This window comes from Sulfuricella sp. T08 (genome assembly GCF_000971475.1).
Taxonomy (GTDB): Bacteria; Pseudomonadota; Gammaproteobacteria; order Burkholderiales; family Sulfuricellaceae; genus Sulfuricella.
The window spans coordinates 16,414-40,764 of record NZ_DF967535.1; the positions used below are offsets into that span (position 1 = coordinate 16,414).

Genomic DNA, 24,351 nt, shown 5'->3' on the forward strand with positions numbered 1-24,351 from the left:
GCTCTACCCTTTCAAAAGTTTGACAGTCCAGATGCCGAGCACGGTCATCATCAACGAACCGACGAGATGCGCCATGATGATCGCCGCGCCCCAGGCATACTGGGCGCGCAGCAGCAAGGTGACGGTTTCGGCCGAAAAGGTGGAGAAGGTCGTGAGCCCGCCGAGAAAGCCGGTGGCGATCAACAGCCGTGCTTCCGGCGGCAGGCCGGGATGATCGGCGAACATCGCCATCGCCAGCCCCATCAGGTAGCCGCCCACCAGATTCGCCGCCAGCGTGCCCAGCGGCAGCGTCGGGAACACCGGGTTCCACAGGAGGCCGAACCACCAGCGCAGCCAGGCTCCCACCACCGCGCCCGCACCGACGGCGAGCAAGCCGTAGAAACTCATAGTACGTCTTTCACGATTGCTTTCATCGCAGCATCATAAGCCAAGCCGCCAGTCCGAGCAAAGTGACGAGCAGCACCGGCAGCGTCAACGCCACCCCAACGCGGCAATACTGGCCCCAGCCTATTCGGATGCCGCGCGCTTCCAGCACGTGCAGCCACAGCAGTGTGGCGAGGCTGCCCAGCGGCGTCATCTTCGGCCCCAGGTTGCAGCCGATCACGTTGGCGTAGATCATCGCCTCACGCGTCAGCGCGGAAAGATGGGCGTCGTGGATAGCCAAGCTGGCCACCATCACCGTCGGCAGGTTGTTCATCACAGCCGACAGAAAGGCGAACAGGAATCCCGCACCCAGAGTGGCCGGCCAGAATCCCCGACCGTCCAGCCATTCCAGAACCACTCCCAGTTCGGCGGTGAACCCCTGGTTGCGCAAGCCGAACACCACCAGGTACATGCCCAGCGAAAACAGCACGATTTGCCAGGGCGCCTCGCGCAACAGAGTCATCACCGGAATGACCGCCTGCGGTTGCTGGCGGATGAAGTGCTCGCGCAGCGCCGCCAGCACCAGCAACAGCGCCGCGGCTCCAGCTATGGCCGAGACAGGCAGGCCGAGCGGACGGGCAGCAAAGTAGCCCGCCATCAGCAACGCCAGCACCAGCCAACCGGCCTTGAACACGAAGGGATCGCGGATGGCCGAGGCCGGGTCCGGCAAAGCCGAGACCTCGAAGCGCGGCGACAGATCCTTGCGGAAGAACAGCCACAGCACGGCCAGCGAAGCCAGAACCGCCAGCACGTTCACCGGCGCCATCACCGCCGCGTAATCGGCGAAGGAAATGCCAAAATAGTTGGCAACGATGATGTTGGTGAGGTTGGAAATCATCAGCGGCAGGCTCGCCGCATCCGCCATGAAACCGGCCGCGAAAACGAAAGCGAGCGCGGCGGCGGGCCGGAAGCGCAGCGCGTGCAACATCTCCAGCACCAGCGGGGTGAGTATCAGCACCGCGCCATCGTTGGCGAAAATCGCCGCCACCACCGCCGTCAACAGCACGATCAGCAAAAACAGCCAATGACCGTAACCCCTGCCCCAACGCGCCACATGCAGCGCCGCCCACTCGAAAAATCCGGCGGCATCGAGGACGAGGGAAATGACGATCAGGGCGATGAAGGTAAAGGTGGCATCCCACACGATGCCCCACACTACCGGCACGTCGGCGAGCGTAATCACGCCGGCTGCCAGCGCAACCACCGCTCCAAGCAGGGCGCCCCAGCCGATGCCGAGTCCTCTCGGTTGCCAGATCACCAAGGCCAGGGTGGCGGCAAAAATCAGGATAGCGGTCAGCATTTAAAGTCTCGAGCGTAAAATGGGCGAATTTTACCATCCGCGTCATCGCGATTCATGCTGCCGTCTTGCACACCTCCATAAATGCCAGCAGCAGGTTTCTTTCCCTCACGAAAATCCACGCAGTCCGCCAGCGTAAAAACTGGTACCCAATATCAGGTCGGGCGAACTCGGGGCTCCTCAAAGGAGCACTTGTCGCCATTACACCTTCAGCCATTTTCTCAATTTTTCTTTCGCATATTGCGAGGCGGCGTCACCCCAGAGCATGAAGGGATTTTCTCTTTTTTCCTTGAGCAGACGTATCTCATTTTCAATATCGGTCTGGCCGAGCCTTTCGGCAAACAGCCGCGTAGCATACTCATACAGTTCCATGTCCAAGGTGTTGAATTTTTCGATCAGCCGGATTGTGCGAACGGGAATTTCTTTAATGCTCGACCTCTGCTGCGCCACGTTCTTCGGCAGGTAGGACTTTATTGGCCAGTCGAACATTTTGCTCATTAGCCCATAAGTTTCGTCAAAGCGCTCCGTGATTCCCACCAGGGCAAAGTTTTGCTGAACATTATGCCTGGCCCATTCCAGCATCTCCGCTGAACATTCTCCAAATCTGACCGAATCCGGCGACCCAGACAGCCTTCTGGTCTGGCCATTGTCCATTTCGTTGAGATTGCATTGCGCAACCCAGTCATCCAAGCTCGATCGCATGGCAAGTTCCTGAAGCGGATCGTTGGCGGTACGCCTGACGTAGTGGTAATGCGATATCACCCGCTCCACGGGGTTGCGCATCAGTGTAACGTATCTGGAGTTTGGTGGCAGCAACTCATGAATACGGTAATCCATGTGGCCATAGATTACCCTCAACATGTCTTTGCGAGACTGAGAGAGATGCTTGTATTTCTCAATGGATTCCATCGCCGGGTTAATCTTGTGCAACTCGGAATGCTTGTAAATATCCCTGATCATGGAATATAGCGTCATTCCACCCGTTTTTGGAATGTGTATGAACACAACAGGATCGGCTGATTTCGAGCTTCCTGATGTTCCTGGCAAGGAATTATTTGCTGCTGGAAGCATTGTTTCCCGGCCAGGAAAAAGGTCCACATAAAATGCGGCCTGGCTGTTGCCGGCAGTTTTGTTCATCATGATTATCTCGTGTTTTGAATTTGCGTTGAATCGGCGGTTGCCCGCAGTTATTTCAGGTCAGAGATCACCGGCAACTCCTGGTGATAGCCGACCATCATCATGTCAAGAACTACCGGTGCGCCCGATATAGCCCTGTTAGCGCCCTCGCCCCATCCCTCCACCGCCTTCCATGCCACCCCGTCCCTGTCCGCCTCCCTGACCTTTCTTTTGTTCACGCATTTGATTGCGAGTTTCATCCTTTTCTGCCGAGCTCATGTTCACTGATCGTTTCTGCATTTCGGCGCGAAAAGCATTACGGTCCCCATCATTCATTTCGCTGGGTTTCAGTTGCGTCAATTCCGTCGTGCCCAGCCCCGAAAAATCCTGCGCCGCAATTGCGCTCAGGCTGATCAGACCAAAAGCCACCGCAGCGGCCTGCATAAATCTTTTTCTGTACATATCAAGCACTCCTGTTAAAGGTGAGATAAACAACTCCTGTCGAGCAAGCTCGTTACCATTACATCGGCATTTCCTGGTCGAAGTGCCCGTTGAATACTTTCTTCTGCTCCGGCGTCAAAATGCCATTCAACTGATTCATGGCGGCCGCCACGGTTTCCATGCCGGCCACGCGCTGCTTCATGAACTGGATACGCTCGCCGATACGGTCTGGTGCAGATTGAACCGGTTGCACTCTGGACACAGGCTGCATCCGCTCCTGCATCGCAGAGATCATTTCTGTTTTCTGCTGCTTAATGGTCTTGGCGAATGCCGACCATGCCTCCTCTTGATCGGAACCAATGTTCAGATCCTTTTTCATCGTGGCCAGATGGCTGTCTATCTGAGCAGGATTTATCATTTTATTACCGGCCATAGCACATCCTCCACCCGGCCCCATGCCCAAGCCGGTTGCATAGGAGGTAGCCATCATGCCAATGCCGAGGGCAGTAGCGGTGGCAGCAATTAAGGTCAGGGCGATTTTCTGCGCGCGTTTCATGATCGAGTCCCCATGTAAAATGAATAGTGCTTTTCAGCTAAGCGTATTTAACCGCAGTGGTGTAAATGGGGTATGTCAAAATCGCCATTTTTTGTAACTAATTGTGACAAGGTGCCAGGGCGTTTCCTGTACCAGAAGATTCGAGTCTGTTTGGCTCGTGATGTGTTGTTATGAATTCCATTGCATGATGCAGTCTCTAGCGAGGCCCGGAGGCCGCCCCAAAAAACTCTCGCATCAGAAAATCTTCCAGTCCCGCGTTATCTTCGACACGTGCAGACATGATGACAACGCGATTCAGGCGTTGCGAATCCCAATTAAAATCACCTTTGTAATATTTACGAATCAGTTCAATCATTCTGCGCACGATTGCGCGCTCTATATCACCATTTGGATCTGCTTCGACTTCGATCAATTCGCGCCGGGAATTGCTAAAGTCTTTAGTCCAGCCACGAAACGAAAATTTACCCGTCCGAATGCCCACACTGATAATTTGAAACACCCCATTCGTGCCTTGTGGCTGGAGATTGCGCATGACATTGGCCATCCTGATCTCGTCGGCCGAGGGCACATGCTCATTCGCTTTTGCTGCTGCATATTCACGTTCGGCAGACGTCTCGGCTGCACGGCGACGCTCTCTGGCCGCATTAATGTAGGCCGTCAAGTCTGCCGGTGGCGCTAAATTTGGTGCGGGCGCCGGATCTGACTGGGTCTCAGACCTGGCTGCTGCAGTTTCAGTACGCGGTGACACGTCAGAACGAGGTTTTATCTTGGGCTTGCTGGCATGCTTGGGCAGAGGTTTGGACTGAACTTGAGGACTTTTACTTGGCACCACTTCAGGCAATTCTACAAAGCTGGCTTCTATGGGTGCAGACGCTCCCTTTTCTACATTGGGAGAACTCAGGAAATCGCCAAATTTCCAGATGATCGCCAGCCAGAGGATGATCGCCAGTGGCGCCGGCCACCAGAGCCTGATCTCCCTTGATCGGGAATCGGACACTCTTACACTCACGACCTTGCCACAATTGCCGCATATGGCCTGCCGAATCTCTCGTGGCCGGTACTCTGGCACGCTTACGACATCACTCATGTTTTACCGCAATCAAAAAATGCCGGACGCCGGCGACCCGTGCCTGCAACATCGCCTGCACCACGAGACCCTGTGGCGTTATGTTATCCGCCGATACGACGACGCTTTGTTGCGAATTGTTCAGCAACGGCTCTAGCGTAGCGGCCAGGGTTTGCAAGGTCACCGGAGTCCGGTTGACAAAGATTTTGCTATCGCCTGTCAGCGTCATAGTGACGGGTTTATCGGCGTTGAGCTTTTCGGCTTTCCCCTGTGGCAGATTCACTTGCAGCGAATCGAGGTTCTGCATAGCCAATGAAGACAGCATGAATGTCGCCAGCAGGAAGAACATCACGTCTATCATCGGGATGATTTCGATGCGGCCCTTGCGATACGTCCTGGGTTTACGCAGCTTCATGGGCATCACCCTGTTGGTCAAGTCGGATGTGATCAATCAGGCGTGTGCCAAGGCGTTCCATTTCATCCATCGTTTGCGATTGCACACGAGAGAAGTAATTGAATCCGAACAAGGCAATCAGCGCGATCAACAAGCCGATTGCCGTTGCAATCAGCGCCTGTGCCACGCCTCCCGTCACCCCGGTTGGATTAACTATGCCACTGCCGCCGATGATCTTGAAGGCATCCATCATTCCGCCTATGGTTCCCATCAGCCCGAGCAAGGGTGCCGCAGTGACGATGGTCTCCAACACCCACAACCTGCGTGCAAGGGATGTTTCGATCAACTGGGCTTCATCCGCCGCACGGGATTCAGTCCACCATGCGGGACGGCTACGATTGGCGATCACCACCTCGAAAAACCGCCTGAAGTAATGACGTTCATTCAAGCCGTAAAGCTTTTTTTCCAGATCTTCCCAGGCGAAGCCATAAGTCTCGGCGAGGTTGAGTAATTCAAGTGGAAGACGTGCATAACGCCAATAGATAAATGCCTTCTCAAGCATAATGGCCAAGGCGATGATCGCCAGCAACGACAACGGCAGAATGATCATCCCGCCAAGTTTTATTGCGATCCAGGTTTCATGTAGGTCTTGCATTATTATCTCCGCATTGGGGGGCTATTCCCCTTGACTTAGTTCAGGCTTGTTTTGCACCGGTTGCACGCACGCTGCCAATGCCGTGGAGAAAAAGTGGAAACACCAGTTTCCCTTCGGCAATCAGTGATTTTCGTGCTTCTATAATGGAAACCCGCATCACCAGGCCCTGAATGATGCCGGTAAACATGACGGCGGCACCGTGCTCGTCCAAGTCCGGGCGAACCAGGTTCTGCGCCTTGGCCTGAGCAAGGAGACCGACCACTTTGGCCTCGTAATCCGCCAGGATGCTGCGAATCAGTTCCTTGATCTTGGGATTTTTTTTCAGCAGTTGATCGGTAAATACCAGCTTCGGGATCGCAGGCACCTTGTCGACGAAGCCTAGGTGAGCGAAAAATATCTTTTCCAGGGAATCGAGCGGGTCGCTGCCCTGATCTGCCGCCATATCTACCACGCTCATCAGCCGCCCACGCACCCAGTGAATAACTGCCAGCCAGATCATGTCCTTGCTGGGGAAATGGCGGAAAATCGCACCTTGTGAGATGCCTACGGCATTTGCCATATCCTGTGTCGTCACGCCGTCAACCCCCTGTTCGCCGGCAAGTTCCACGGCAGCTCTGATAATTTCCTCCTGCCGCTCTTCAGCCGATAACCGTTGCCTGTGTTCGCTCATCTCTTGCTTTCCTTGGTCAGTGTTTCATGTAATTTCAATGTTCAGGCACGGATGCCATGAAGGTATTGCTGCCATACTTTACGCCCCTCGTGCAGCAATGTTTCAGTCGCACCCCAGGTAATTGACCGCATCGCCAGTCCCTGTATCAGATAAACGAACAATTTTGCCGCAACCGCAGGATCAAAATCGGGCCTGACTATCGCATCCTTTCGTGCCAGATGAAGCAACAGCGCCAGGTTGGCTTCGTAATCTTCCAGCAGTTTACCGATACGGTGGCGCAGCTCCGTACCGCCTTCTGGCATCGCAAGCGCTTCCAGAAGCAACGTTGGAAGTGTAGAGTGTGAAACAAGAAAAGCGACATGAACATGAAAAATGTCTTCCAGCACCTCCAGCACCGGTTTGTTGCGCAGTGCTGCATATTCGATCTACACCATCAAATTATGCGTAGCCCACTGGAAAATGCCGGCCGAAAGCATTCCGCAGTTCGGGAATACCCGCCTCACCTCATCCTCGCTGATCCCGCTGTGGAGGGCAAGTGTCTCCGCGCCGAGATGGTTGAGACGTTTTCCGTTTGCCAGTTCAATGGCGGCAATAATGATTCTTTCCTTGTTTTCGGACTCTCCCATGGTTGCGTGCCTCTCTTCGTGGTAGCGTTGCGCTGCATGTCATGTAGCAGCATTTGATAATCGGTCAAATCATCGATCAATTTGGAGCCCTGCGTGTGTAACTGATCCACGGATTCGGCGGGGCCATTGATCGTGACGAATATCACTTCGACCAGATAGAAATCAAACCCGGTTTCCGCTTTGTCGGTTTTGTGCAAATGGCGGAAACTTGCGACCGTGATTTCGACCATTCATATCTGCTTCTTTTGTTTGTTTAAACTGCGAATGAGCGCGGGCCAAGATGCGCAATGCGTTTTTAGAACTCAATGCTCAGCGCGACAGAGCCATAAGCCTGGTTTGTCCCCTGCTCCTCGAATTCCCGTGAACGGTAAACACGCATCACGGCCAGCTTGACGCCGTTACCATCCACCAGGCCATGAGCGCTGACCCCGATAGCAGCCTGGGCAACCCATGGTCGGCGAGTAACACTGTGGCTTGATCGAAAGAGGTTGCCGTCGAGTGAAAAATCATGCGCGACGAGTTTTGTTTCCATCGTTCCAAAAAGGTGAACACCGGGTCGCAGCCTGGCGACCGACAATGGGCCACCGCCTGAGCCGCTGTGGATGGAGGCGGATGGCGGACGATTTTCTGCGCCGGGTCTGATCGGATAGGTCCCGAAGTCGTTCGGTAAATTCCAACCGATACGCCCTTCGATCCCCAGGGTAGCGGAGGTTTCGATGTTGCCTAGCCGCAGCCCCAGTGAGCGTATCGAATCGGCAGAGAAACCCGGCGTGATCGGACCCGCTCCGCGATAATCCTTGAACTTGCGGTCCATGGCCAATTGCAGCGCAGGCTCATTCTTCAACTGATGTTGCCAACCAAGAAATCTATTGGCACCGATCGCATCGTGAACCCAATTTTGTGACTGTTCCGCGAGAGACAACGGGCCGATGACGCCCAATGTGATCTCGCGTGTATCGAGTATTTCCGAGTTGCTTTGTGGTTCATGTTTCCGACGGTTCCACGACATGCCCACGTACAGCAAGCCCGCATAAGGCCGATCGTCCGGGATCAGATCGGTCCTGGCTGGATCTTTCGGTGTGAACATGGATTGACCAAACTTCACCACCACGTTTTGCGTATGTGCGGAGTTTTCCTCATCGTACCAAAAACCAGGGTTCAGAAACTTGATGAGTTCCGCATGCAGTCGCACCGGTGTGGGCAGGCACTCGGTTCGAAGCTTGCCGGCGATGTCGTGCGAAACAGCGGTGAATGCCACGCCGTTCGTGTAGTTTTGGTCAGTACCGGTAAAAAGGTCATTCTCCAGTCTTGCGGTCCCCCCGCGGAATCTGACAATTTCATCTGCCTTGCAATCCTTGATGCTCGAGGTATTTTCATTGGCGGCTTGTGCACTGGTCGGCACGATGTGTAATAACAGCAAGAGTAGCCACGCAGCTTTCCCCTGCCCATGCCTTGTCGTCAGACGCAGCGTCAGGGGAGGAAACTTGATCCACTGTGGGAATGTAGCAAACACGCCTTTCCCGGATACAGCTTCCGTCATTTCAACTGAAAACCCGCAATACACTGAATTTATAGAAGTGCCCATAATTTTAGTGGGGAGCTACTTCGGCCTCCGCAGGTTCAACCTCAGGACCGCCCAACCGAACCAAGCCATCGCCGCCACCATAGAAATGCCGCCGACTAGTACCAGTGCCGGTGGCAGGCCGAATACCACCTCGGAAAGGATTCCAAGCGGCATCAACATGCCTGTCAGGGAAAGCCATGATATCCATTTTGTGGAGATGGCTCCGATGGGAAGCCTCAGCAACAGATAACCCACGACGATGTTGATGAAGGCGAAAAGGTTACCGTGCACATGCGCCAGGCGCGATTCGAAATGCTTACCCACAGCGTAATCAGCGATCCATGCTTCCTTTCCAGGTGCGAAATCACGCAGATAGATCAGCACGAACCCATAAGCCATGAAACCGGCCAGGAACAGAAAACCTGCCGCGATATTCTTTTTTCCTTCCATAACGTACTCCTTTATTCGGTCAAAAAATCATGCCATGCAGTTCACAAGATGACTGCTATCCAGGCGCGAGCATTGCGGCGCTTTTATCTGCGCAGCACCCCCCGGCCAGCCACCGCCGCGATCGTCACCCACACCAGCGTTCGCAGGCTCATGGCGATCACCGTGCGCAACTCGTAGGCGCCGCCGAAAACCACGTGTAAGCCGAAAGCCGCGAACGTGAGTGCTGTCGCCGTGGCGATGGCGATGGCGAGCCACATTGCCCAGCGCTGCTGTAGCCACAGACCGGTACCGGCAATGATATAGGCGAAGCCTGCCAGAAAATTAAACCAGAGCACGAATGGCACGTAGTTGCCGGCCGCAATGCGTGCAGCTTCGTCGCCGAACAAAATCGTGCCGCCTTCCTTGATGGTCAGCAGACCGAACCCGATTGCAACCAGGGAAATCGCCCAGACACGGATGCCGCGCTGTTGTTTGGGTGTAGCCATGATGAACTTTCCTTTTCTATTGGTGTTTTGACGAAAAAATCCTCTTAGCCTGATGTCATTTCGACAGAGAGACTACCCCTGCCCGGTATAAAGCAAAAACCTCGACTGCCTCACGCAACAGTCGCTCTCGCTGGCGCAAATCGGCATTCATTCTGAGTGCCAGGCTCTGGATAATACCGACGAAGAAACTCGCCGCAGTGTGCGGTTCAATATCGGCCCTGATGAGTCCCTGGTGCTTTGCCTGATCAATTATTCGGCAAAGGCGTAATTCGTAATTGTTAATTACCACCTGAATACGCCGACGAATACGGCCATCGCCGCCATGCGATAACCACCCTAGAAGGCGCTTGGGAATGTCGGGATGCCGTGCGATGAACGAAATCTGAAAATAGAAGGCGCGCTCCAGTTCATGGAGCGGATTTTGATCTTGCCTCGCTGTGCGCTTCAAGAGACGCAGCAAGCTCCCCCGCGCTCGTGAAATGAAGCGGTCCTGAGCACCATGGCTTTCCAGGTTTGACTCAAGCAGCGCTGTCTCTGTCGCATCGACGAGGTTTTCCCGATCGGCAAACAAATAATGGCGCGTAGTTTTTAGCCATTGTTCCAAATACGCCTGCTCAAACATATCCGTATTACCTGTATTCATGATCTACCTCCTGTTCCGTTAGGGCTGTAGGGTGCGATAACAGAGGAACCGCAAAGAACTGGATCACTGTACGGCGTCTTTCTTGCCGTAGAAATGCTCCACGAAAGGCTTGCGGAATTCGCTGTGGCAGTTGTAGCAACTGGTCTGGAGTTTCTGGAAGGCGAGAATGACGCCTTGGCCATCCTTGGCCTTGGCGGCCTTGCCTACCGCCTGCGCCTGCTCGTGAGTTTCGCCGTCATAGGTCTTGAACTTGCCCATGTTGGTGCCCATGAAACCCATAATGCGCATTTTTTCCGACATCGGCGGCTGGGGATGATCGGCGATCAGGGGTGCGGTTTTTTCCACCAGTTCCCAGTCTCCGCGGGAAATTCCGTCGGTGATGACCTGCATGTTCTTGCCAAGGTCTTTCATGACATTCTGCAGGGCGAGCGGCTCAGCCGCTTGCACTCCAGGTGCGGCGAATAGCAAGGATGAAGAAGCAAGGAAATTAAGGATAAGGTTATGGGTGTTTTTCATGTCAGGTCATCCTTTTCTGGAAACGAAGTGAACTAATAATCAACAGCGTGGTGCCCAGCACCGCCAAGGCGGCGAACTGGGGCCACAAGATTTCCCAGCCGCTACCATTGAGAAAGATGTCCCGGATAATGACCAGGAAATAGCGCAGCGGGTTGAGATAGGTGAGCCACTGCGCCGGTTCCGGCATGTTCGAAATCGGGAACATGAAGCCGGACAGCAGCACCGCGGGGAGATAAAAGAAAAACGACGACATCAGCGCCTGCTGCTGGGTCTGGGAAATAGTGGAAATGAACAGCCCGATGCCGATGGTTGACATCAGATACAGCCCGGCGCCGAACAGCAGCAGCCCCAGGCTGCCCTGGATCGGCACGTTGAACCAGTTGATCCCGATAAAAGTGACCACCAGCACGTCGATGAAGCTGATCAGCACGAAGGGCAGGGTCTTGCCGAGGATCAGTTCGAACGGCTGGATCGGCGTCACCATCAGCTGCTCCATGGTGCCGATCTCACGCTCGCGCACGATCGCCATGGCGGTAAGCAGCAGGGAGATCAGCAGCACCACCACGGCGATCACGCCGGGGACGTTGTAATAGCGACTCTTCAGGTCAGGGTTGAACCACGCGCGCGAGCGCAGCTCGATGGGATTGGTCTGCGGCGGCTGAGCCAGCTGGGCCAGTTCTATCGGGGCGGATCGTGCCCGGGAGAATTCCTGGGTGATGCGCTGGGCGTAGTCCATCGCCACCGTGCCGGTGTTCGAATCGGTACCGTCAACGATCGTCTGGATCGCTGCCTGCCTGCCCGAGCGCAGATCGTCGGCGAAGCCGCGGTTGATCTGGATGCCCACGATCGCCTTGCCGCGGTCGAGCAGTTCGCCCAGCCGTTCGGGCCGGTCGGTATTGTCCACCACGGTAAAATAGCCAGAAGCCGTGAAGCGCTCGATCAGCGCGCGGCTCTGTGGGCTCTTGTCGAGGTCGCACACCGCGGTCTTGATGTGGTCAACGTCGGTGGTCACGGCATAGCCGAACATGATCAGCTGGACCACCGGCATCACAAAGATCAGCGCCTTCATACGCGGATCGCGCAGCACCTGGATAAACTCCTTCACCAGCATGCGATAGATTCTTTCCCACATAACGCCTCCGTCAGGCCAGTTTTTTGCGGAACTTGCCGAGGGCGACGGCGAACACCACCCCCGCGAACAGTCCGAGGAAAATCAGGTCGCCCGCCACGAAAGAAGGAGGGCTGGCCTTGAGAAAAATGTTCTTCAGCACCTCGACGAAATAGCGCGCTTGCACCACATGGGTGACCACCTGCAAAAAGCGCGGCATGTTGTCGATGGAGTAAAGAAAACCGGAGAGCAAAAAGGCGGGCAGGAAGGTCACCACCATCGCCAGCTGGCTTGCTACCAGCTGCGATTTGGCGATGGTGGAAACCATGATGCCGAGACTCAGGCCGCCCACCAGGAACATCGCGGTGACGCCGAGCAGGAAGAGGAAGCTGCCGCGCAGCGGCACATCGAACACCCATACCCCCATCGCCACCGAGAACAGCACGTCGAGCACGCCGATCACGAAATAGGGCGCCATTTTGCCGAGGAATAGTTCGATCGGCTGCACCGGCGTAGCGATCAACTGTTCCATGGTGCCGCTCTCCCACTCGCGCGAGACGGTGAGCGAGGTGAGCAGCGCGGTGATCACCGTCATGATCACAGCGATCAGGCCGGGGATGATGAACCAGCGGCTTTTCAGCTCGGAGTTGTACCAGACGCGCAGGCGGTTATCCACGGCGAGCTCGATCTTGCTGCCCAGGTGCGTCGTGCTGTAGCGGTTGGTGATGGCCTCGGCGTAGCCCATGGCAATGGTTGCTGTATTGGCGTCAGAGCCATCGGCGAGCAGTTGCACCTGCGTCGTTCGTCCCTGCTCCAGATCGCGCGCGAAATGCGGCGGGATCACCAGCGCCAGGTGTGCCTTTCCCTGGTCTAGCAGCGCGCGCGCGCCGTCGTAGTTTTCTACCGCCGACACCACGCTGAAGTAGCTGGAGGCCGGGAAACCTTCCAGGTAATTGCGGCTGGCGGCGCTCTTGTCTTGATCGTATACGACGAGGTTGAGCGTCTTGATGTCCATGGTGATGGCATAGCCGAACAGGATCAGCAGGATCAGCGGCATCAGGAACGCCATCGCCAGGGAACGCGGATCGCGGATGATGTGGATGAACTCCTTTTTCACCAGCGCCCACAGGCGTATCCACGAAAAGTTAGGCTGCTTCATGCTTTTTCTCCCTGCGTGCGCTGCCGGTCGTCGAGCTCGATCAGGGAAACGAACACGTCCTCCATCGAGGGGGTAACCTGCTTGATGGACTGCACGGCGAAGCCTTGCTGCACCAGGAAGTCGTTCAGCGCTACGCTTGCCGTGGCCGCATCGCTGACCACTGAGTGCAGGGCGTCACCGAACAGGGCGACTTCCTGTGTCAGTTTCGAGGCTTCCAGCCGTTCCAGCGCATCGAATGGACGTTCGACGTGAATTTCAAGAATGTCCTCGGGTATGAGGGTCTTGAGTTCGGCAGGTTTGCCTTTGGCGATCATCTTGCCGTGGTAAATCAGCGCCAGCTCGTCGCAGTATTCAGCCTCCTCCATGTAGTGGGTTGTGACGAAAACGGTGGTACCGCCGTGCGACATCTGTGCAATCAGATCCCAGAACTGGCGTCGCGAGAGTGGGTCCACGCCCGAGGTCGGCTCGTCGAGAAACAGGAGCTGCGGTTCGTGCAGCACCGCGCAGCCCAGGGCCAGGCGCTGTTTCCAGCCGCCGGCCAGCGAGCCGGTCAGGTTGCTTCGCTTGTCGGTCAGTCCCGCCATCTCCAGCACCCAGTCCTTGCGCGCCTTGCGTTTGGCCCTGGGCACATTGTAGATGCCGGTGTAGAAGTCGATGTTCTCTTCCACGCTGAGGTCGTCGTAGAGGGAGAATTTCTGCGACATGTAACCGATGTGGCGCTTGATGGTTTCGGACTCGGTCATAACATCGAAGCCCGCCACCCGGCCCTCGCCGGAACTGGGCAAAAGCAGGCCGCACAGCATGCGGATGGTGGTGGATTTACCCGCGCCGTTGGGGCCGAGAAAGCCGAACACCTGACCCTTTTCCACAGTGAGCGAGATACGGTCGACGGCGACAAAATCGCCGAACACCCGGGTCAGGTCGCGCACTTCTACGGCGGAGTCCACGCTCATGCCATCGTCTCCTCTTTGTTTCGCGTAAGCTGATAAATGAATACGTCCTCCAGCGACGGGGTGATGGTGTTTTCGCCCAATATTGAGATGTTGGCCTCGCTCAACACGGTGCGGGCCTGCTCCGCCTCCCCCTCGTCTGCGGCGTAGAGGTGCAGCTTGCCGCCGAACAGACTCACGCGATTGGAACCCAGCCGGGTGGTGAGAGCCTCCCGTGCGACGCGTGGTTGCGCGGTTTCCAGTTCCAGCAGCAGGCCGGGAATACCTTCCTTGAGTTTCTGCGGCGTGTCGCACTGGATCAGGCGACCCCGGTGCATCAGGCCGACACGGGTGCAGCGCTCCGCTTCGTCGAGGTAGGCGGTGGAGACGAAGATCGTCACCCCCTCCTTGAGCATGGCGTAGAGAATGCGCCAGAAATCACGCCGCGACACCGGATCGACACCGTTGGTGGGCTCGTCGAGAAACAGGATTTCCGGCTTGTGGATCAGGGCGCAGGCCAGGCCGAGTTTCTGTTTCATGCCTCCCGAGAGGTCACGCGCCAGGCGCTTACTGAACGGGGTGAGGTTGGAGAAGCCGAGCAAACGCTCTTCCTGCGGCTCGCGCTCGCGCCTCGGTACTTCGTACAGGTCGGCATAGAAACGCAAGTTTTCCTCCACCGTGAGGTCGCCGTACAGGCCGAAGCGTTGCGACATGTAGCTGATGCGGGACTTGATCTGTTCTTCGCCGCCCTTAATCGGATAACCGGCCACTGTGGCCGTGCCTTCGCTGGCGGCAAGGATGCCGGTCAGGAGGCGCATGGTGGTGGTCTTGCCGGCGCCATCCGGCCCCACCAGACCAAAGATCTCGCCGCGCCGCACTTCGAGGTCGAGTCCTCGAACCGCCCACATTTCGCCGAAAGCGCGGCCCAGGCCGCTTACCTGAATGGCAATGTCATTCATGACATTTCTCTGTGTGCCGCAAACAGGGTGTCACGGACAGGGTTGCTGGCAATCGCGGCGACGACCTCGGGGTCGAAAAGACTGCCTGCAGCCTGGGCAATTTCGTTCAACGCCCGGTCCGCGCTGACGCCACTGCGGTAGCTGCGGTTGCTGCTCATGGCATCGAAAGCATCGGCCACCGCGATAATGCGCGCAGCGAGAGGGATGTCCGACCCGCTCAGTCCGTCCGGATAACCGCTGCCGTCGAAATGTTCGTGGTGATGGCGCACGGCGTGAACATGGTGGCTGAGCAGCGGGATCGATTGAACGATCTCGGCGCCCATGACAGGGTGTTTCTGGATGACACTGAATTCTTCAGGAGTCAGTTTGCCAGGCTTGGTGAGTATGGCGTCGGGGATGCCGATCTTGCCAATATCGTGAAGCGAAGCGGCTTCTCCGATGGAGTGGGATTCCTCCTGCGGCAGACCGAGGGCGATTGCGATCTGGCGTGCGTAAAACGCCACCCGCCGCCCATGTCCGCCGGTATAGGTGTCTTTCAAGCCCAAGGCATTGTCGTAGGCGAGCAGCACCGACTCGTGATTTTCCTGTTTCTCGTGCATTAATTTGCACACCAGGCGCCGGTTGGCGCGCAACAGCATTGCCCACAATGCCGTACTCAGCACCAGGTAGACCACTCCCCTGGCAAGAAGGGGAGCAATACCAAAGCGATCCGCCATATGGAAGTAAAAGACTACCGCCTCCTCGACCACGACGACTACCAGGCTGAACAGTCCATAAAAAATAAGGACATTCCGGTCGCGCCGTTCCAGCTTCCGGGCGGTCAGTTGTTCATCTTCGGTCAAGGTAAACGCCGGAATCATTTGGTGGATCCGCCTTGGGCAGTGATATATACATCAGCCGGCATACCGGGTTTGAGCGTACCGTCAAGATTATCCAGTGTCACGTTCACCGCAAAAACCAGCTTCACCCGTTCTTCCTGAGTCTGCACGTTCTTGGGTGTGAACTCCGCCTGAGACGAAACATAGCTCACGCGCCCATCAAAGTCCCGGTTGGGAAAGGTGTCGACCTTGACTTTGGCTGCGGCGCCCAGGCGCACCTTGCCGATCTGGGTTTCCGGGATGTAGACCCGTACCCAAGGCCTGGAAATATCGGTGACCGTCACCACTGGGCGCCCGGCACCCAGGGTTTCTCCCACTTCGGCATGCTTGCGGGTGACCACGCCTTCCACCGGGCTGGTTACCTGCAAATCCTCCAAGGCAACATGGGCGGCGGCGACTGCGGCCTGCGCTTCCTCGAATTGCGCGCGCGCGGCGTTGATGGTCTCGGGACGGTAACCGCTTTGCAGCAACTTGAGCCGTTCCTGAGTGGCGCTTAACTGCTGGGCGGCCACGTCGGCGACGGTGCGGTCCTTGTCGCGCCGCTGCTGGCTGGTGGCGCCGCCATGGAAGAGCGCCTCGGAACGCCGGGCTTCTTCTTGCAGATTGCTCAGATTGGCGCGTGCCTGTTCGGCCTGGGCACGCGCTTCGGCGATTTCCTGCGGGCGGTAGCCCTGTTCCAGGTCTTTCAGGCGCGCCTGGGCGACCTGCTGCGCGGCTTCCGCCTGGTGCAACCGGGCTACAGTCTCGCGCTCGTCGAGCGCGGCCAGCAATTCGCCCGGCTTGACGTGGCTGCCTTCATCTACCGGCCGCTTGATCAGAATGCCCGGCACACGGAACGAGGCGGCTATTTCAGTCGCATCCACCGTGCCCGAGGCGAATACCGAGCCTTCGTCCGGCCGCGCAGCCCAGGGCGCGAATTTCCACAGCACGGCGGCGCCGATACCTGCGGCGAGGATGCCGATAATTACGATCTTTTTGTTCATAGCTTTGCTCCTTGCTGGATAGAGTGTCCCGGAAGATCCGTTGCGGCGAGCCTTTGACGGGGTGAAATGCCGACATTCGCATTCTGTTCGGTCGGCTCGCCGCCACAGGTCATTCCGCAGCGATGCCATGAGAGGTATTGCGCGAAAGTGAATGGGTCAATGCCGGATAAGGAATGTTCCGCACCGGATTTTTTGCTCGCGGCTGAGGGCCTGAAACTGTCTGGAACGAGTTCGCCGATTACGCGCAGCAGCCGTGCCTGACTCACGGCAATATCGTACCCCGCCTGGAGGCGGCTCGCGGTAGCTGACCAGAGAGCGGATTCGGCGCCGAGCAGGTCAGTGATAGTATTCTCGCCGCTGTGGTAGCGCAGGGTTTCGATGCGTAGCGCTTCACTGGCCTCTTTTTCTCCCTGAGTGGCCGCTTCCAGCCTGGCGCGTGATTCGGACAGGGCTCCGAAAGCCTGTTCCACATCGCTGGCGAGGCGGTTGCGAGCGTCTTCTTGTAGCAAGGCGTTTTGCCTCTGTTCGAGACTTGCCTGCTCCACCCGGTGCTTGCGAATATCACCGTCAAATATTGGCAGGGTCAGTTGCACGCCCATCTGCCAATCGTCATAACCCTTCCAGTCGCCGCCGGAGGTCTCTTGCACCTTGGTCACCAGATTTATTTGCGGCAACCGGTCGCCGCGGGCGATGACGGTTTTCTGCTGTGCAGCCTTGCCTATGGCATCGAGCCTGAGAATATCCGGGCGCTGCTGCAAGGCGCGACGCATCGCTTCTTCAGCAGAAACCGGCAGAACCGGAGCAGTTTCGCCCAACTCCGACAGAATCGGCACAGGTCCACCCTCACCCAGCAAAGAAGCCAGAAGCGACAGCGCATCTTTCTCGCTCTGCGTAACGGACACTTTGTCGTAACGCGCCTGGGAAAGCTGGGTCTGGAGCCGAATTAATTCCAGCCGGGCGGCGCGCCCCTGCTGGATGCGCAATCCGATATCCTTTTCCTCCTGCTGCAGCGCCTTGACGCGAGTATCCAGCACTTTTCCGAGCTGGCGGAAATGCAACGCCTTGGTGTAGGTAGCAGCGACATTGAACAGCAGGTCTTGCCAGCCGGCGCGCAACGCCTGGACGGATGCCTCCTGATTATGCTTGGCCAGCGCCTCACCGGCCACCAACTTGCCACCGCTATAAACTGGCAGATTAAGTGCTAAGCCAATATTGGCAATATTCCTGTCCATCGGGGGGAATACGCCCGTTTCGCGTATGGGCGTAACGAAGGTCGGGTATGCATAGCTGGTGTAAGCAGCGTTCAAGTCGACTTTGGGGAAATGTTGGCCGTGGGCAATGTCCTGCTCCAGTATTTGCCTGCTGACTTCGACCTGCTGGCTTTTGATTGCCGGGTTGGATTGTGCGGCCCGTTCCATCGCCTCCCACAGGGGCAACGAATCCGCTGAAAATGCCACTTTCCCGAAGGAAAGAATGAAAGCGAACAGCGACAACCGTGACAAGGGTTTCATAATCAAATCCATCCTGAATTTATTTATTTCCTGATTTAAGTAAGTAATCAGTTACTACTTTATATATCGAATAAGCCTTTGTCAAGAATTGATTAATGATTATTTAATTACTACAACATACTGTTTTTTAATGTGTGTATATATAATTAAATACATACGCAATAAACAAGTAATCGAATGCTTATTAAGAATTTTTATGTTTTTTGAAAGCACATCATCTTAGCCAGTAGTTCATGGCCATCTTGGCTAGAATGGAGCTTGAAGTCCGACACGGTGACCCAGGCGCTTATCGATTTATTTCATTTCGACAGCGAGCCAATTTCTGCCTGATATAGAACAGAAACCTCGATGGACACACTAAGTAACGAAATCACTAGCAGTAAACTTCTTGCCGTATAAATGCGCCACGAACAATTTGAGAAATTCATTGTGGCAATTGAAGCAGAAGGCCTTCTTCTGGTAGTGGATCCCGCCATTATGAGCATTGAAATTCCTCATGCAGGCATCCATGAAGCCCATGATGTGCATTTTTGGACATTGGTGGCCAGGCAGGACAAAACAAAAAGGCTGAGGACAAGGTTGCGAGTGTTTTTCATGTCAGGGCAACCTTTTGCAAACAGTTTTTCCTGGTTCATCCAGCCTATGGGGCGCAAAACTTGCGCCCCATAGGCTCAGGCCGCTGTTGAAATGGTGCGGCCACTGGTTTGCTCGTCTTGACCGAATGCGCCGTAAGATGCCGCCAGCTCCATTATTCGAGCCATTACCCTGGCATCGTCACTCTGTGCTTCACTTGAGGACGAGGTGGTTCCGTTTGATAATTGGTAAGCCATCGCTTCCTGCGCACTGATTTTTCCATCCTGATTAGTGTCCGCCGCGTCGAAATTCTGGGCCAGGGTGTTCAGCGCCTGTGATGCGCTGCCAGTGGCACTGCCTGCCATGCTACCAATGTCGCTCTTCGACATGCCGCCCATACCGCCCTTGCCGCTCATCCGCATGCTTTGGAATTGGCTGTCGAGCTGGTCGGCAAGTTTTGTGACACTATCGGACATCTCCTGCTTGGTCACCTTGCCGTCACTATTGCCGTCCAGTGCCTTGAAGACATCGTCCACGCTGGGTGTCTTGCTAGAAGATTTATTCGATAAGACCTGATCAAAAGCGCTTTGAAGATCGCTTTTCTCGATATACCCCTGACCTTTGGTATCCAGTTTCGAAAATAACTTGTCAGCCATTTTTGACGGATCAGGACGTTGCATTCCATTCATTCCGCCCATCATCGCTGAAGAACCCCCTCCGGCACCACCGATTGCGCTACTCATAACAACACCCCCTATATAAAATGAACTATTTGATTTGCAGCGAAGCATATTTAACCGCCATGGTGTAACCGGCATATGTCAGAGCGGGTCTTTTTTGTAACTTATTGTGACAAGGAACCGGGCCGTTACACTGCTTTACAATTTTCTTGCATGAAAATCAGGTAAACAGGGTATAAAAACATCATGACGATACCAGAACACATTCTTATCGTGGACGACGATGCCGAGATCCGCAGCCTGCTGGGCGATTACCTGCGGAAAAACGGCTATCGAACCACTTCCGTGGCGGAAGGCAAGGGCATGTTGGCGGCGCTGGAGAGCGGACGGGTAGATTTGATCGTGCTCGATCTGATGCTACCAGGAGACGATGGCCTGGTGCTGTGCCGCAATCTGCGCGCGCGCTCCGACATCCCGGTGATCATGCTCACCGCCCGTGGCGAGGACATGGACCGCATCCTCGGCCTGGAAATGGGTGCCGACGATTACCTGCCCAAGCCATTCAATCCGCGCGAACTGCTGGCGCGCATCAAGAGCATCCTGCGCCGGGCCAAGGCTTTGCCGGAAAATCTGCGCACCGACGACGCGCATCACCTCCGCTTTGCCGGATGGCAGCTGGACATGATCTCGCGCCAACTGGTCTCGCCGGAAGGGGTGGTAGTTCCACTGAGCGGTTCTGAATACCGCCTGCTCCGGATATTTCTCAATCACCCCAACCGGGTTCTCAGCCGGGATCAACTCATGGATCTGATGCGGGGGCGGGAAACGGATCCTTTTGAAAGAAGCATTGATGTTCAGGTGAGCCGACTCCGTCACCGCTTGGCGGACGATGCCAAGGAACCCACCATCATCAAGACGGTGCGGGGTGAAGGCTACGTCCTGGCCGCGCAGGTGGAAGCGGGAAGATAATGATGCGACTCTTGCCACAATCCCTATTCAGCCGAATGGTTCTGATCCTGCTCGGCGGTCTGATTCTGGTGCAATCAATTAGCGTCGTCTTCCATTTGCGCGAACGCGACCGTTTGCTGTTTCGCTCAAACAGCATGGAATCGGCGCAACGGATCGCCGATACCCTCCGTCTGCTAAATTCTCTCCCCCCCGCCGATCGGCATAAATTCGTGGCGGCCCTCAATTCCCCAACCCTGCGGATTTCCCTCGTCACACCCCCCTCAAGCCAACCCCGTCAGAGTCCGGACGGCGCAAACCAGGCGGCCAGTTTCGGTATGATGTTGCGCGACCTGCTTGGGGAAAATCCGCCTATCGCAGTCACTGTTTCCGAAATGGAATGGCCCGCAAGGCAACACGAGGTCAATGCACCCTATCGCGCCGAGAGTATCCACCCACGGCAAAAAACCGCCTTCACAGTGGAAACGCACTTGCAGGATGGGACAACGGTGTCACTCGATGCACTCCCAACCGGCCAGGCATTTCCCCTGCCTCCCCGCCTGCTGCTCAATCTGCTGATCCTGCTTGCCGCAGTGATTGTTCTTTCACTGCTCGCAGTGCGACTTGCCACGCGCCCCCTTAACACCCTCGCCAGCGCCGCAGAAAAACTGGGCAACGACATCAACAGCCCGCCCCTGTTGGAAACAGGCCCGACCGAAGTGCGTCGCGCGGCACATGCCTTCAACACCATGCAATCACGCCTGGCCAGCTATATTCAGGAACGCACGCGGATTCTCGCGGCCATGTCGCACGACCTGAAAACCCCCATCACCCGGTTGCGGCTCCGGGCCGAACTGCTGGAGGATGACGAACTCAGGGTGAAGTTTGCAAAAGATCTGGAAGAAATGGAGTCCATGGTTGCCGCCACCCTGGATTTCATGCGCGGGGTAGACAACCCGGAGCCGCTACAACCGATGGACATCATGGCCTTGCTGGAAAGTCTCCAGGCAGATGCGGCGGAAATTGGCCACGAAGTCAGGTTGCAGGGTATCGCTGCACAGCCTTATCCGTGCAAACCGACAGCCCTGAAGCGGTGCCTGAGCAATTTGATCGACAATGCCATCAAATACGGAAAAAGTGCCACCGTCATCGTGAACGACGACGACAAACAACTACAAATCCACATCCTGGATCACGGTCAGGGCATTCCAGAGGCTGAACTAGAACGGGTATTCGAACCTTTTTATCGCCTGGAAAATTCACGCAGCCGCGATACCGGCGGCACCGGCCTGGGCTTGGGCATTGCACGCAACATCGCACAGATGCACGGCGGCGAACTGGTATTGAAAAACAAGGCCGGCGGCGGCCTCGAAGTCATCCTCACCCTGCCCAAACCCATTACCAGCGGCAGCATGGCGACGAAAACTGGAGCAGCGTCTAACATTCAGGCAAAGAAACCGAGGATGTAATATCCCGCCAGAAGTATCAGCAGCAAGCCCAGCAGCAGCTTGAGCGTTTTTTGCGGAACACGTTTCTGGCAGCGTGCACCGAAGTACATCCCGGCGAAACCACCCAGGCCGAACAGCAGGCCCAGCGCCCAATCCGGCTGAGTCGCCATCCCCGCCGGCGCGGGAAGCAGGCTATACAACGCCACCCCGGCTACCGAGGTGAACAGCGTACCGGCAATCGCCGCCCCGGCGATGGCATGTACCGGCAGACCGAACAAGGCCACGCAGAACGGCGCAATGATGGCGCCGCCGCCGATGCCATAAGTGCCGCCAATCACGCCGACGACCAGCGCCAGCAGGAACATGGCCGGCACGCTGAATGAGAAGACCTGCTCGCCGAAAGAAAAACTTGCCTTGGCCAGCGAGAATTCGAGCATGCGGATCGCCGTCACAGGCTGGGGGCTGGTCACTTCTGTCCGGGGTTTTCGCTGTCGGGGCAGGAACTCCGCCAGCACCCGATAACCGATATACAGCAGCACCAATCCGGCAAACAACTTGAAATCGCGCGGATCGGGCAGATACATGATCCGCAGATAATAGCCGATGACGATGCCCGGCGAGGTGCCGGCCACGATCACCCATACCAGCGGCCACACCATGCGGCCTTCGCGCAGGTAGCGGTAAACGCCGCCGGGAGTGGCGACCAGGTTATAGACCAGATTGGTGGCGCTGACCGAGGGCGCGGTGTAGTTGAGAATACTCATCTGGAACGGCAGCAGCAGAAACGCTCCGGAGATGCCTACCATGGAAGTGAAAAAGGAAATGATGAACGCCACCAGCGGCGGCAGCCACAGCCAGGTTTCGACGCCGGAAACAGGAAAAGTCGCCATGAACGAATTCATCTCGTAGGCCCGGATTGAATCGGCACCCAGAACTTCAGCAAAAGCGCCGCCAGGATGGCGCAACCGGCGGAAAAAGCGAAGGCCGTTTCCGGGCTGAAGGTCTGCCACAGCCAGCCGAACATCAGGGAGGCGGGAAGCAGCATCACCCCGGCGGTGAGATTGAACCAGCCGTAGGCGGTTCCGAGCAGTTCCTTGGGTGCGAGATCGGCGACCAGCGCCTTTTCCGCACCCTCGGTGGCGGCCATGAACAGTCCGTAGAAGGCGAACAACGGCCACAGCAGCCACAGATTTTGTCCGTTCAGGCCGAGAAGCAGGTAGAACACGCCATACACCGCCCAGCCGCCGACGATCAACCTGGTTCTGCCGAGGCGGTCCGACAGCGCCGACAGCGGGGTGGAAAACAGCATCGCCATGCCCGACGCCAGTGCCCACAACAGCGGCACCTGGGATTCTGCCAACCCCATTTCCCTGGCACGTAACAACAGGAACATGTTGGACGAATTGCCCAGGGTGAACAACGCCAGTACCACCAGGTAACGCTTGTAAACCGGCGGAAAGCCTTGCAGCGTCCAGCTGAAAGCCGGCTTGTGTAGTGGCATCTCGCGGTGCGGCTCACGGATGCACAGCGCCAGACCGACCGTCATCACCCCCGGCACCAGGGTCCACAACAATATGTCGCGGATCGGCATGCCGCGATAGAGCAGCCAGGCGGCGAGCAACGGCCCGACCACCGCGCCGGCATTATCCAGGGCACGGTGAAAACCGAAAGCCAGGCCGCGCTGCTCGGGCGCCACGCTCAACGCCAGCATGGCGTCGCGCGGCGAGGAACGCAGCCCTTTGCCCACTCGATCGGCAAAGCGCAGCGCCAGCACCATCGGCCAGGAGCCGGCCAGGGCGAGAATCGGCCTGCCCAGCGCGGCCAAACTATAGCCGCCCACCACCCAATATTTGGTGGAACGCATTTTGTCCGCCAGCACGCCGGCAAACAGCTTGAGCAGGCTGCCCGTCGCCTCGGCGATACCCTCGATGATGCCCAGCGCCTTGGGCCCCGCCATCAGCACCGAGGCAAGATACAGGGGCACAAGCGGGTAGACCAGTTCGCTGGCCGAATCGTTGAAGAAACTCACCAACCCCAGCAACCACACGGTGGAAGGTAAAGCGAATAAAGCCTTCAGCATCTCAGCGCACCACCATCACGTTGCAAGGGAGTCCCATTTTTAGCCTTGGCGTACTCGATCATCATAATATTCACTGGGAGTCAGTATGGGAATGCCCCGATAGGGGTTCAATGTGAGCAGGTCATCGTCGCTGGACACCAACACATCAGCCGAACAATACAATACCAGTCTTGTTGTGGGTGGCGGAGAGTTTCCA

General features: G+C 56.6%; 29 protein-coding genes. 3 read left to right on the plus strand and 26 right to left on the minus strand.

From position 1 onward, the window contains the following. Positions 1–3: 3 nt before the first annotated feature. From crcB to SCT_RS08255, 23 genes are all read right to left on the minus strand, one after another. Complete coding sequence (gene crcB / locus SCT_RS08145; protein ID WP_059421466.1) at positions 4–387, minus strand: fluoride efflux transporter CrcB; 384 nt, start codon at positions 385–387, stop codon at positions 4–6. Between the two features lie 22 nt (positions 388–409). Next, positions 410–1,723 (minus strand): arsenic transporter, encoded by a 1,314-nt coding sequence (locus SCT_RS08150; RefSeq protein ID WP_059421468.1) that lies wholly within the window; start codon positions 1,721–1,723, stop codon positions 410–412. Positions 1,724–1,921: 198 nt separating this feature from the next. Then, entirely contained in the window at positions 1,922–2,860 is a 939-nt protein-coding gene (locus SCT_RS08155) for a sulfotransferase family 2 domain-containing protein (protein ID WP_059421470.1), read from the minus strand. 135 nt (positions 2,861–2,995) lie between these two features. Further along, a complete protein-coding gene (locus SCT_RS08160; protein ID WP_144408250.1) occupies positions 2,996–3,298 on the minus strand; it encodes a hypothetical protein in 303 nt (100 codons plus the stop codon). Positions 3,299–3,356: 58 nt separating this feature from the next. Then, complete coding sequence (locus SCT_RS08165) at positions 3,357–3,833, minus strand: Spy/CpxP family protein refolding chaperone (protein WP_059421474.1); 477 nt, start codon at positions 3,831–3,833, stop codon at positions 3,357–3,359. 196 nt (positions 3,834–4,029) lie between these two features. Beyond that, the gene (locus tag SCT_RS08170; protein WP_237759636.1) at positions 4,030–4,920 is read right to left on the minus strand and encodes a hypothetical protein; all 891 of its coding nucleotides are present in this window, start codon (positions 4,918–4,920) and stop codon (positions 4,030–4,032) included. Continuing rightward, positions 4,913–5,314, minus strand: a complete 402-nt coding sequence (locus SCT_RS08175; RefSeq protein ID WP_059421478.1) for a biopolymer transporter ExbD — start codon at positions 5,312–5,314, stop codon at positions 4,913–4,915. Before SCT_RS08175 ends, SCT_RS08170 begins: the two co-directional genes overlap by 8 nt. Further along, positions 5,301–5,948, minus strand: coding sequence for a MotA/TolQ/ExbB proton channel family protein (locus SCT_RS08180; protein ID WP_009205770.1), 648 nt, complete (start codon positions 5,946–5,948; stop codon positions 5,301–5,303). The genes SCT_RS08175 and SCT_RS08180 overlap by 14 nt, the downstream gene beginning before the upstream one ends. Before the next feature lie 40 nt (positions 5,949–5,988). Next, positions 5,989–6,618: a TetR/AcrR family transcriptional regulator gene (locus SCT_RS08185; RefSeq protein WP_059421481.1), complete on the minus strand. Its 630-nt coding sequence runs from the start codon at positions 6,616–6,618 to the stop codon at positions 5,989–5,991. A gap of 41 nt (positions 6,619–6,659) precedes the next feature. Beyond that, positions 6,660–7,013, minus strand: coding sequence for a hypothetical protein (locus SCT_RS08190; protein ID WP_144408251.1), 354 nt, complete (start codon positions 7,011–7,013; stop codon positions 6,660–6,662). Positions 7,014–7,117: 104 nt separating this feature from the next. Continuing rightward, positions 7,118–7,474 (minus strand): hypothetical protein, encoded by a 357-nt coding sequence (locus tag SCT_RS17115; RefSeq protein ID WP_144408252.1) that lies wholly within the window; start codon positions 7,472–7,474, stop codon positions 7,118–7,120. A gap of 65 nt (positions 7,475–7,539) precedes the next feature. Then, positions 7,540–8,784: a lipid A deacylase LpxR family protein gene (locus tag SCT_RS08200; protein WP_059421491.1), complete on the minus strand. Its 1,245-nt coding sequence runs from the start codon at positions 8,782–8,784 to the stop codon at positions 7,540–7,542. Between the two features lie 60 nt (positions 8,785–8,844). Further along, positions 8,845–9,258 (minus strand): hypothetical protein, encoded by a 414-nt coding sequence (locus SCT_RS08205; protein WP_059421494.1) that lies wholly within the window; start codon positions 9,256–9,258, stop codon positions 8,845–8,847. A gap of 83 nt (positions 9,259–9,341) precedes the next feature. Then, on the minus strand, positions 9,342–9,743 hold the full coding sequence (locus tag SCT_RS08210) for a hypothetical protein (protein ID WP_059421495.1): 402 nt from the start codon (positions 9,741–9,743) through the stop codon (positions 9,342–9,344). Positions 9,744–9,798: 55 nt separating this feature from the next. Beyond that, positions 9,799–10,386: a TetR family transcriptional regulator C-terminal domain-containing protein gene (locus tag SCT_RS08215; protein ID WP_059421497.1), complete on the minus strand. Its 588-nt coding sequence runs from the start codon at positions 10,384–10,386 to the stop codon at positions 9,799–9,801. A 63-nt stretch (positions 10,387–10,449) separates the two neighbouring features. Further along, entirely contained in the window at positions 10,450–10,902 is a 453-nt protein-coding gene (locus tag SCT_RS08220; RefSeq protein ID WP_059421498.1) for a cytochrome c, read from the minus strand. Between the two features lies 1 nt (position 10,903). After that, on the minus strand, positions 10,904–12,034 hold the full coding sequence (locus tag SCT_RS08225; RefSeq protein WP_059421499.1) for an ABC transporter permease: 1,131 nt from the start codon (positions 12,032–12,034) through the stop codon (positions 10,904–10,906). 10 nt (positions 12,035–12,044) lie between these two features. After that, a complete protein-coding gene (locus SCT_RS08230; protein ID WP_059421501.1) occupies positions 12,045–13,169 on the minus strand; it encodes an ABC transporter permease in 1,125 nt (374 codons plus the stop codon). Beyond that, positions 13,166–14,122, minus strand: coding sequence for an ABC transporter ATP-binding protein (locus SCT_RS08235; protein ID WP_059421505.1), 957 nt, complete (start codon positions 14,120–14,122; stop codon positions 13,166–13,168). The genes SCT_RS08230 and SCT_RS08235 overlap by 4 nt, the downstream gene beginning before the upstream one ends. Further along, positions 14,119–15,057, minus strand: a complete 939-nt coding sequence (locus SCT_RS08240; protein WP_059421510.1) for an ABC transporter ATP-binding protein — start codon at positions 15,055–15,057, stop codon at positions 14,119–14,121. The genes SCT_RS08235 and SCT_RS08240 overlap by 4 nt, the downstream gene beginning before the upstream one ends. Beyond that, entirely contained in the window at positions 15,054–15,917 is an 864-nt protein-coding gene (locus SCT_RS08245; RefSeq protein ID WP_059421515.1) for an HD-GYP domain-containing protein, read from the minus strand. The genes SCT_RS08240 and SCT_RS08245 overlap by 4 nt, the downstream gene beginning before the upstream one ends. After that, a complete protein-coding gene (locus SCT_RS08250) occupies positions 15,914–16,918 on the minus strand; it encodes an HlyD family secretion protein (RefSeq protein ID WP_059421518.1) in 1,005 nt (334 codons plus the stop codon). Before SCT_RS08250 ends, SCT_RS08245 begins: the two co-directional genes overlap by 4 nt. Beyond that, positions 16,915–18,429: a TolC family protein gene (locus SCT_RS08255; protein WP_059421701.1), complete on the minus strand. Its 1,515-nt coding sequence runs from the start codon at positions 18,427–18,429 to the stop codon at positions 16,915–16,917. The genes SCT_RS08250 and SCT_RS08255 overlap by 4 nt, the downstream gene beginning before the upstream one ends. A gap of 399 nt (positions 18,430–18,828) precedes the next feature. Here SCT_RS08255 and SCT_RS08260 point away from each other — a divergent pair, with 399 nt between their 5' ends. After that, complete coding sequence (locus SCT_RS08260; protein WP_059421521.1) at positions 18,829–19,098, plus strand: hypothetical protein; 270 nt, start codon at positions 18,829–18,831, stop codon at positions 19,096–19,098. 2 nt (positions 19,099–19,100) lie between these two features. Here the strand turns inward: SCT_RS08260 and SCT_RS08265 are convergent, their stop codons facing one another. Then, a complete protein-coding gene (locus SCT_RS08265; protein ID WP_237759637.1) occupies positions 19,101–19,745 on the minus strand; it encodes an EF-hand domain-containing protein in 645 nt (214 codons plus the stop codon). Between the two features lie 183 nt (positions 19,746–19,928). Between SCT_RS08265 and SCT_RS08270 the strand changes: the two genes are divergently transcribed. Continuing rightward, on the plus strand, positions 19,929–20,651 hold the full coding sequence (locus SCT_RS08270; protein ID WP_059421525.1) for a response regulator: 723 nt from the start codon (positions 19,929–19,931) through the stop codon (positions 20,649–20,651). A gap of 11 nt (positions 20,652–20,662) precedes the next feature. After that, entirely contained in the window at positions 20,663–22,096 is a 1,434-nt protein-coding gene (locus SCT_RS08275) for an ATP-binding protein (protein WP_202812133.1), read from the plus strand. On the opposite strand, the gene SCT_RS08280 is transcribed toward SCT_RS08275, so the two are convergent. Then, the gene (locus tag SCT_RS08280) at positions 22,072–22,965 is read right to left on the minus strand and encodes a sulfite exporter TauE/SafE family protein (RefSeq protein ID WP_237759638.1); all 894 of its coding nucleotides are present in this window, start codon (positions 22,963–22,965) and stop codon (positions 22,072–22,074) included. The two genes, SCT_RS08275 and SCT_RS08280, sit on opposite strands and share 25 nt — an antisense overlap. Positions 22,966–22,973: 8 nt before the next feature. Then, the gene (locus tag SCT_RS08285) at positions 22,974–24,155 is read right to left on the minus strand and encodes an MFS transporter (protein WP_059421528.1); all 1,182 of its coding nucleotides are present in this window, start codon (positions 24,153–24,155) and stop codon (positions 22,974–22,976) included. Positions 24,156–24,351: the final 196 nt, after the last annotated feature.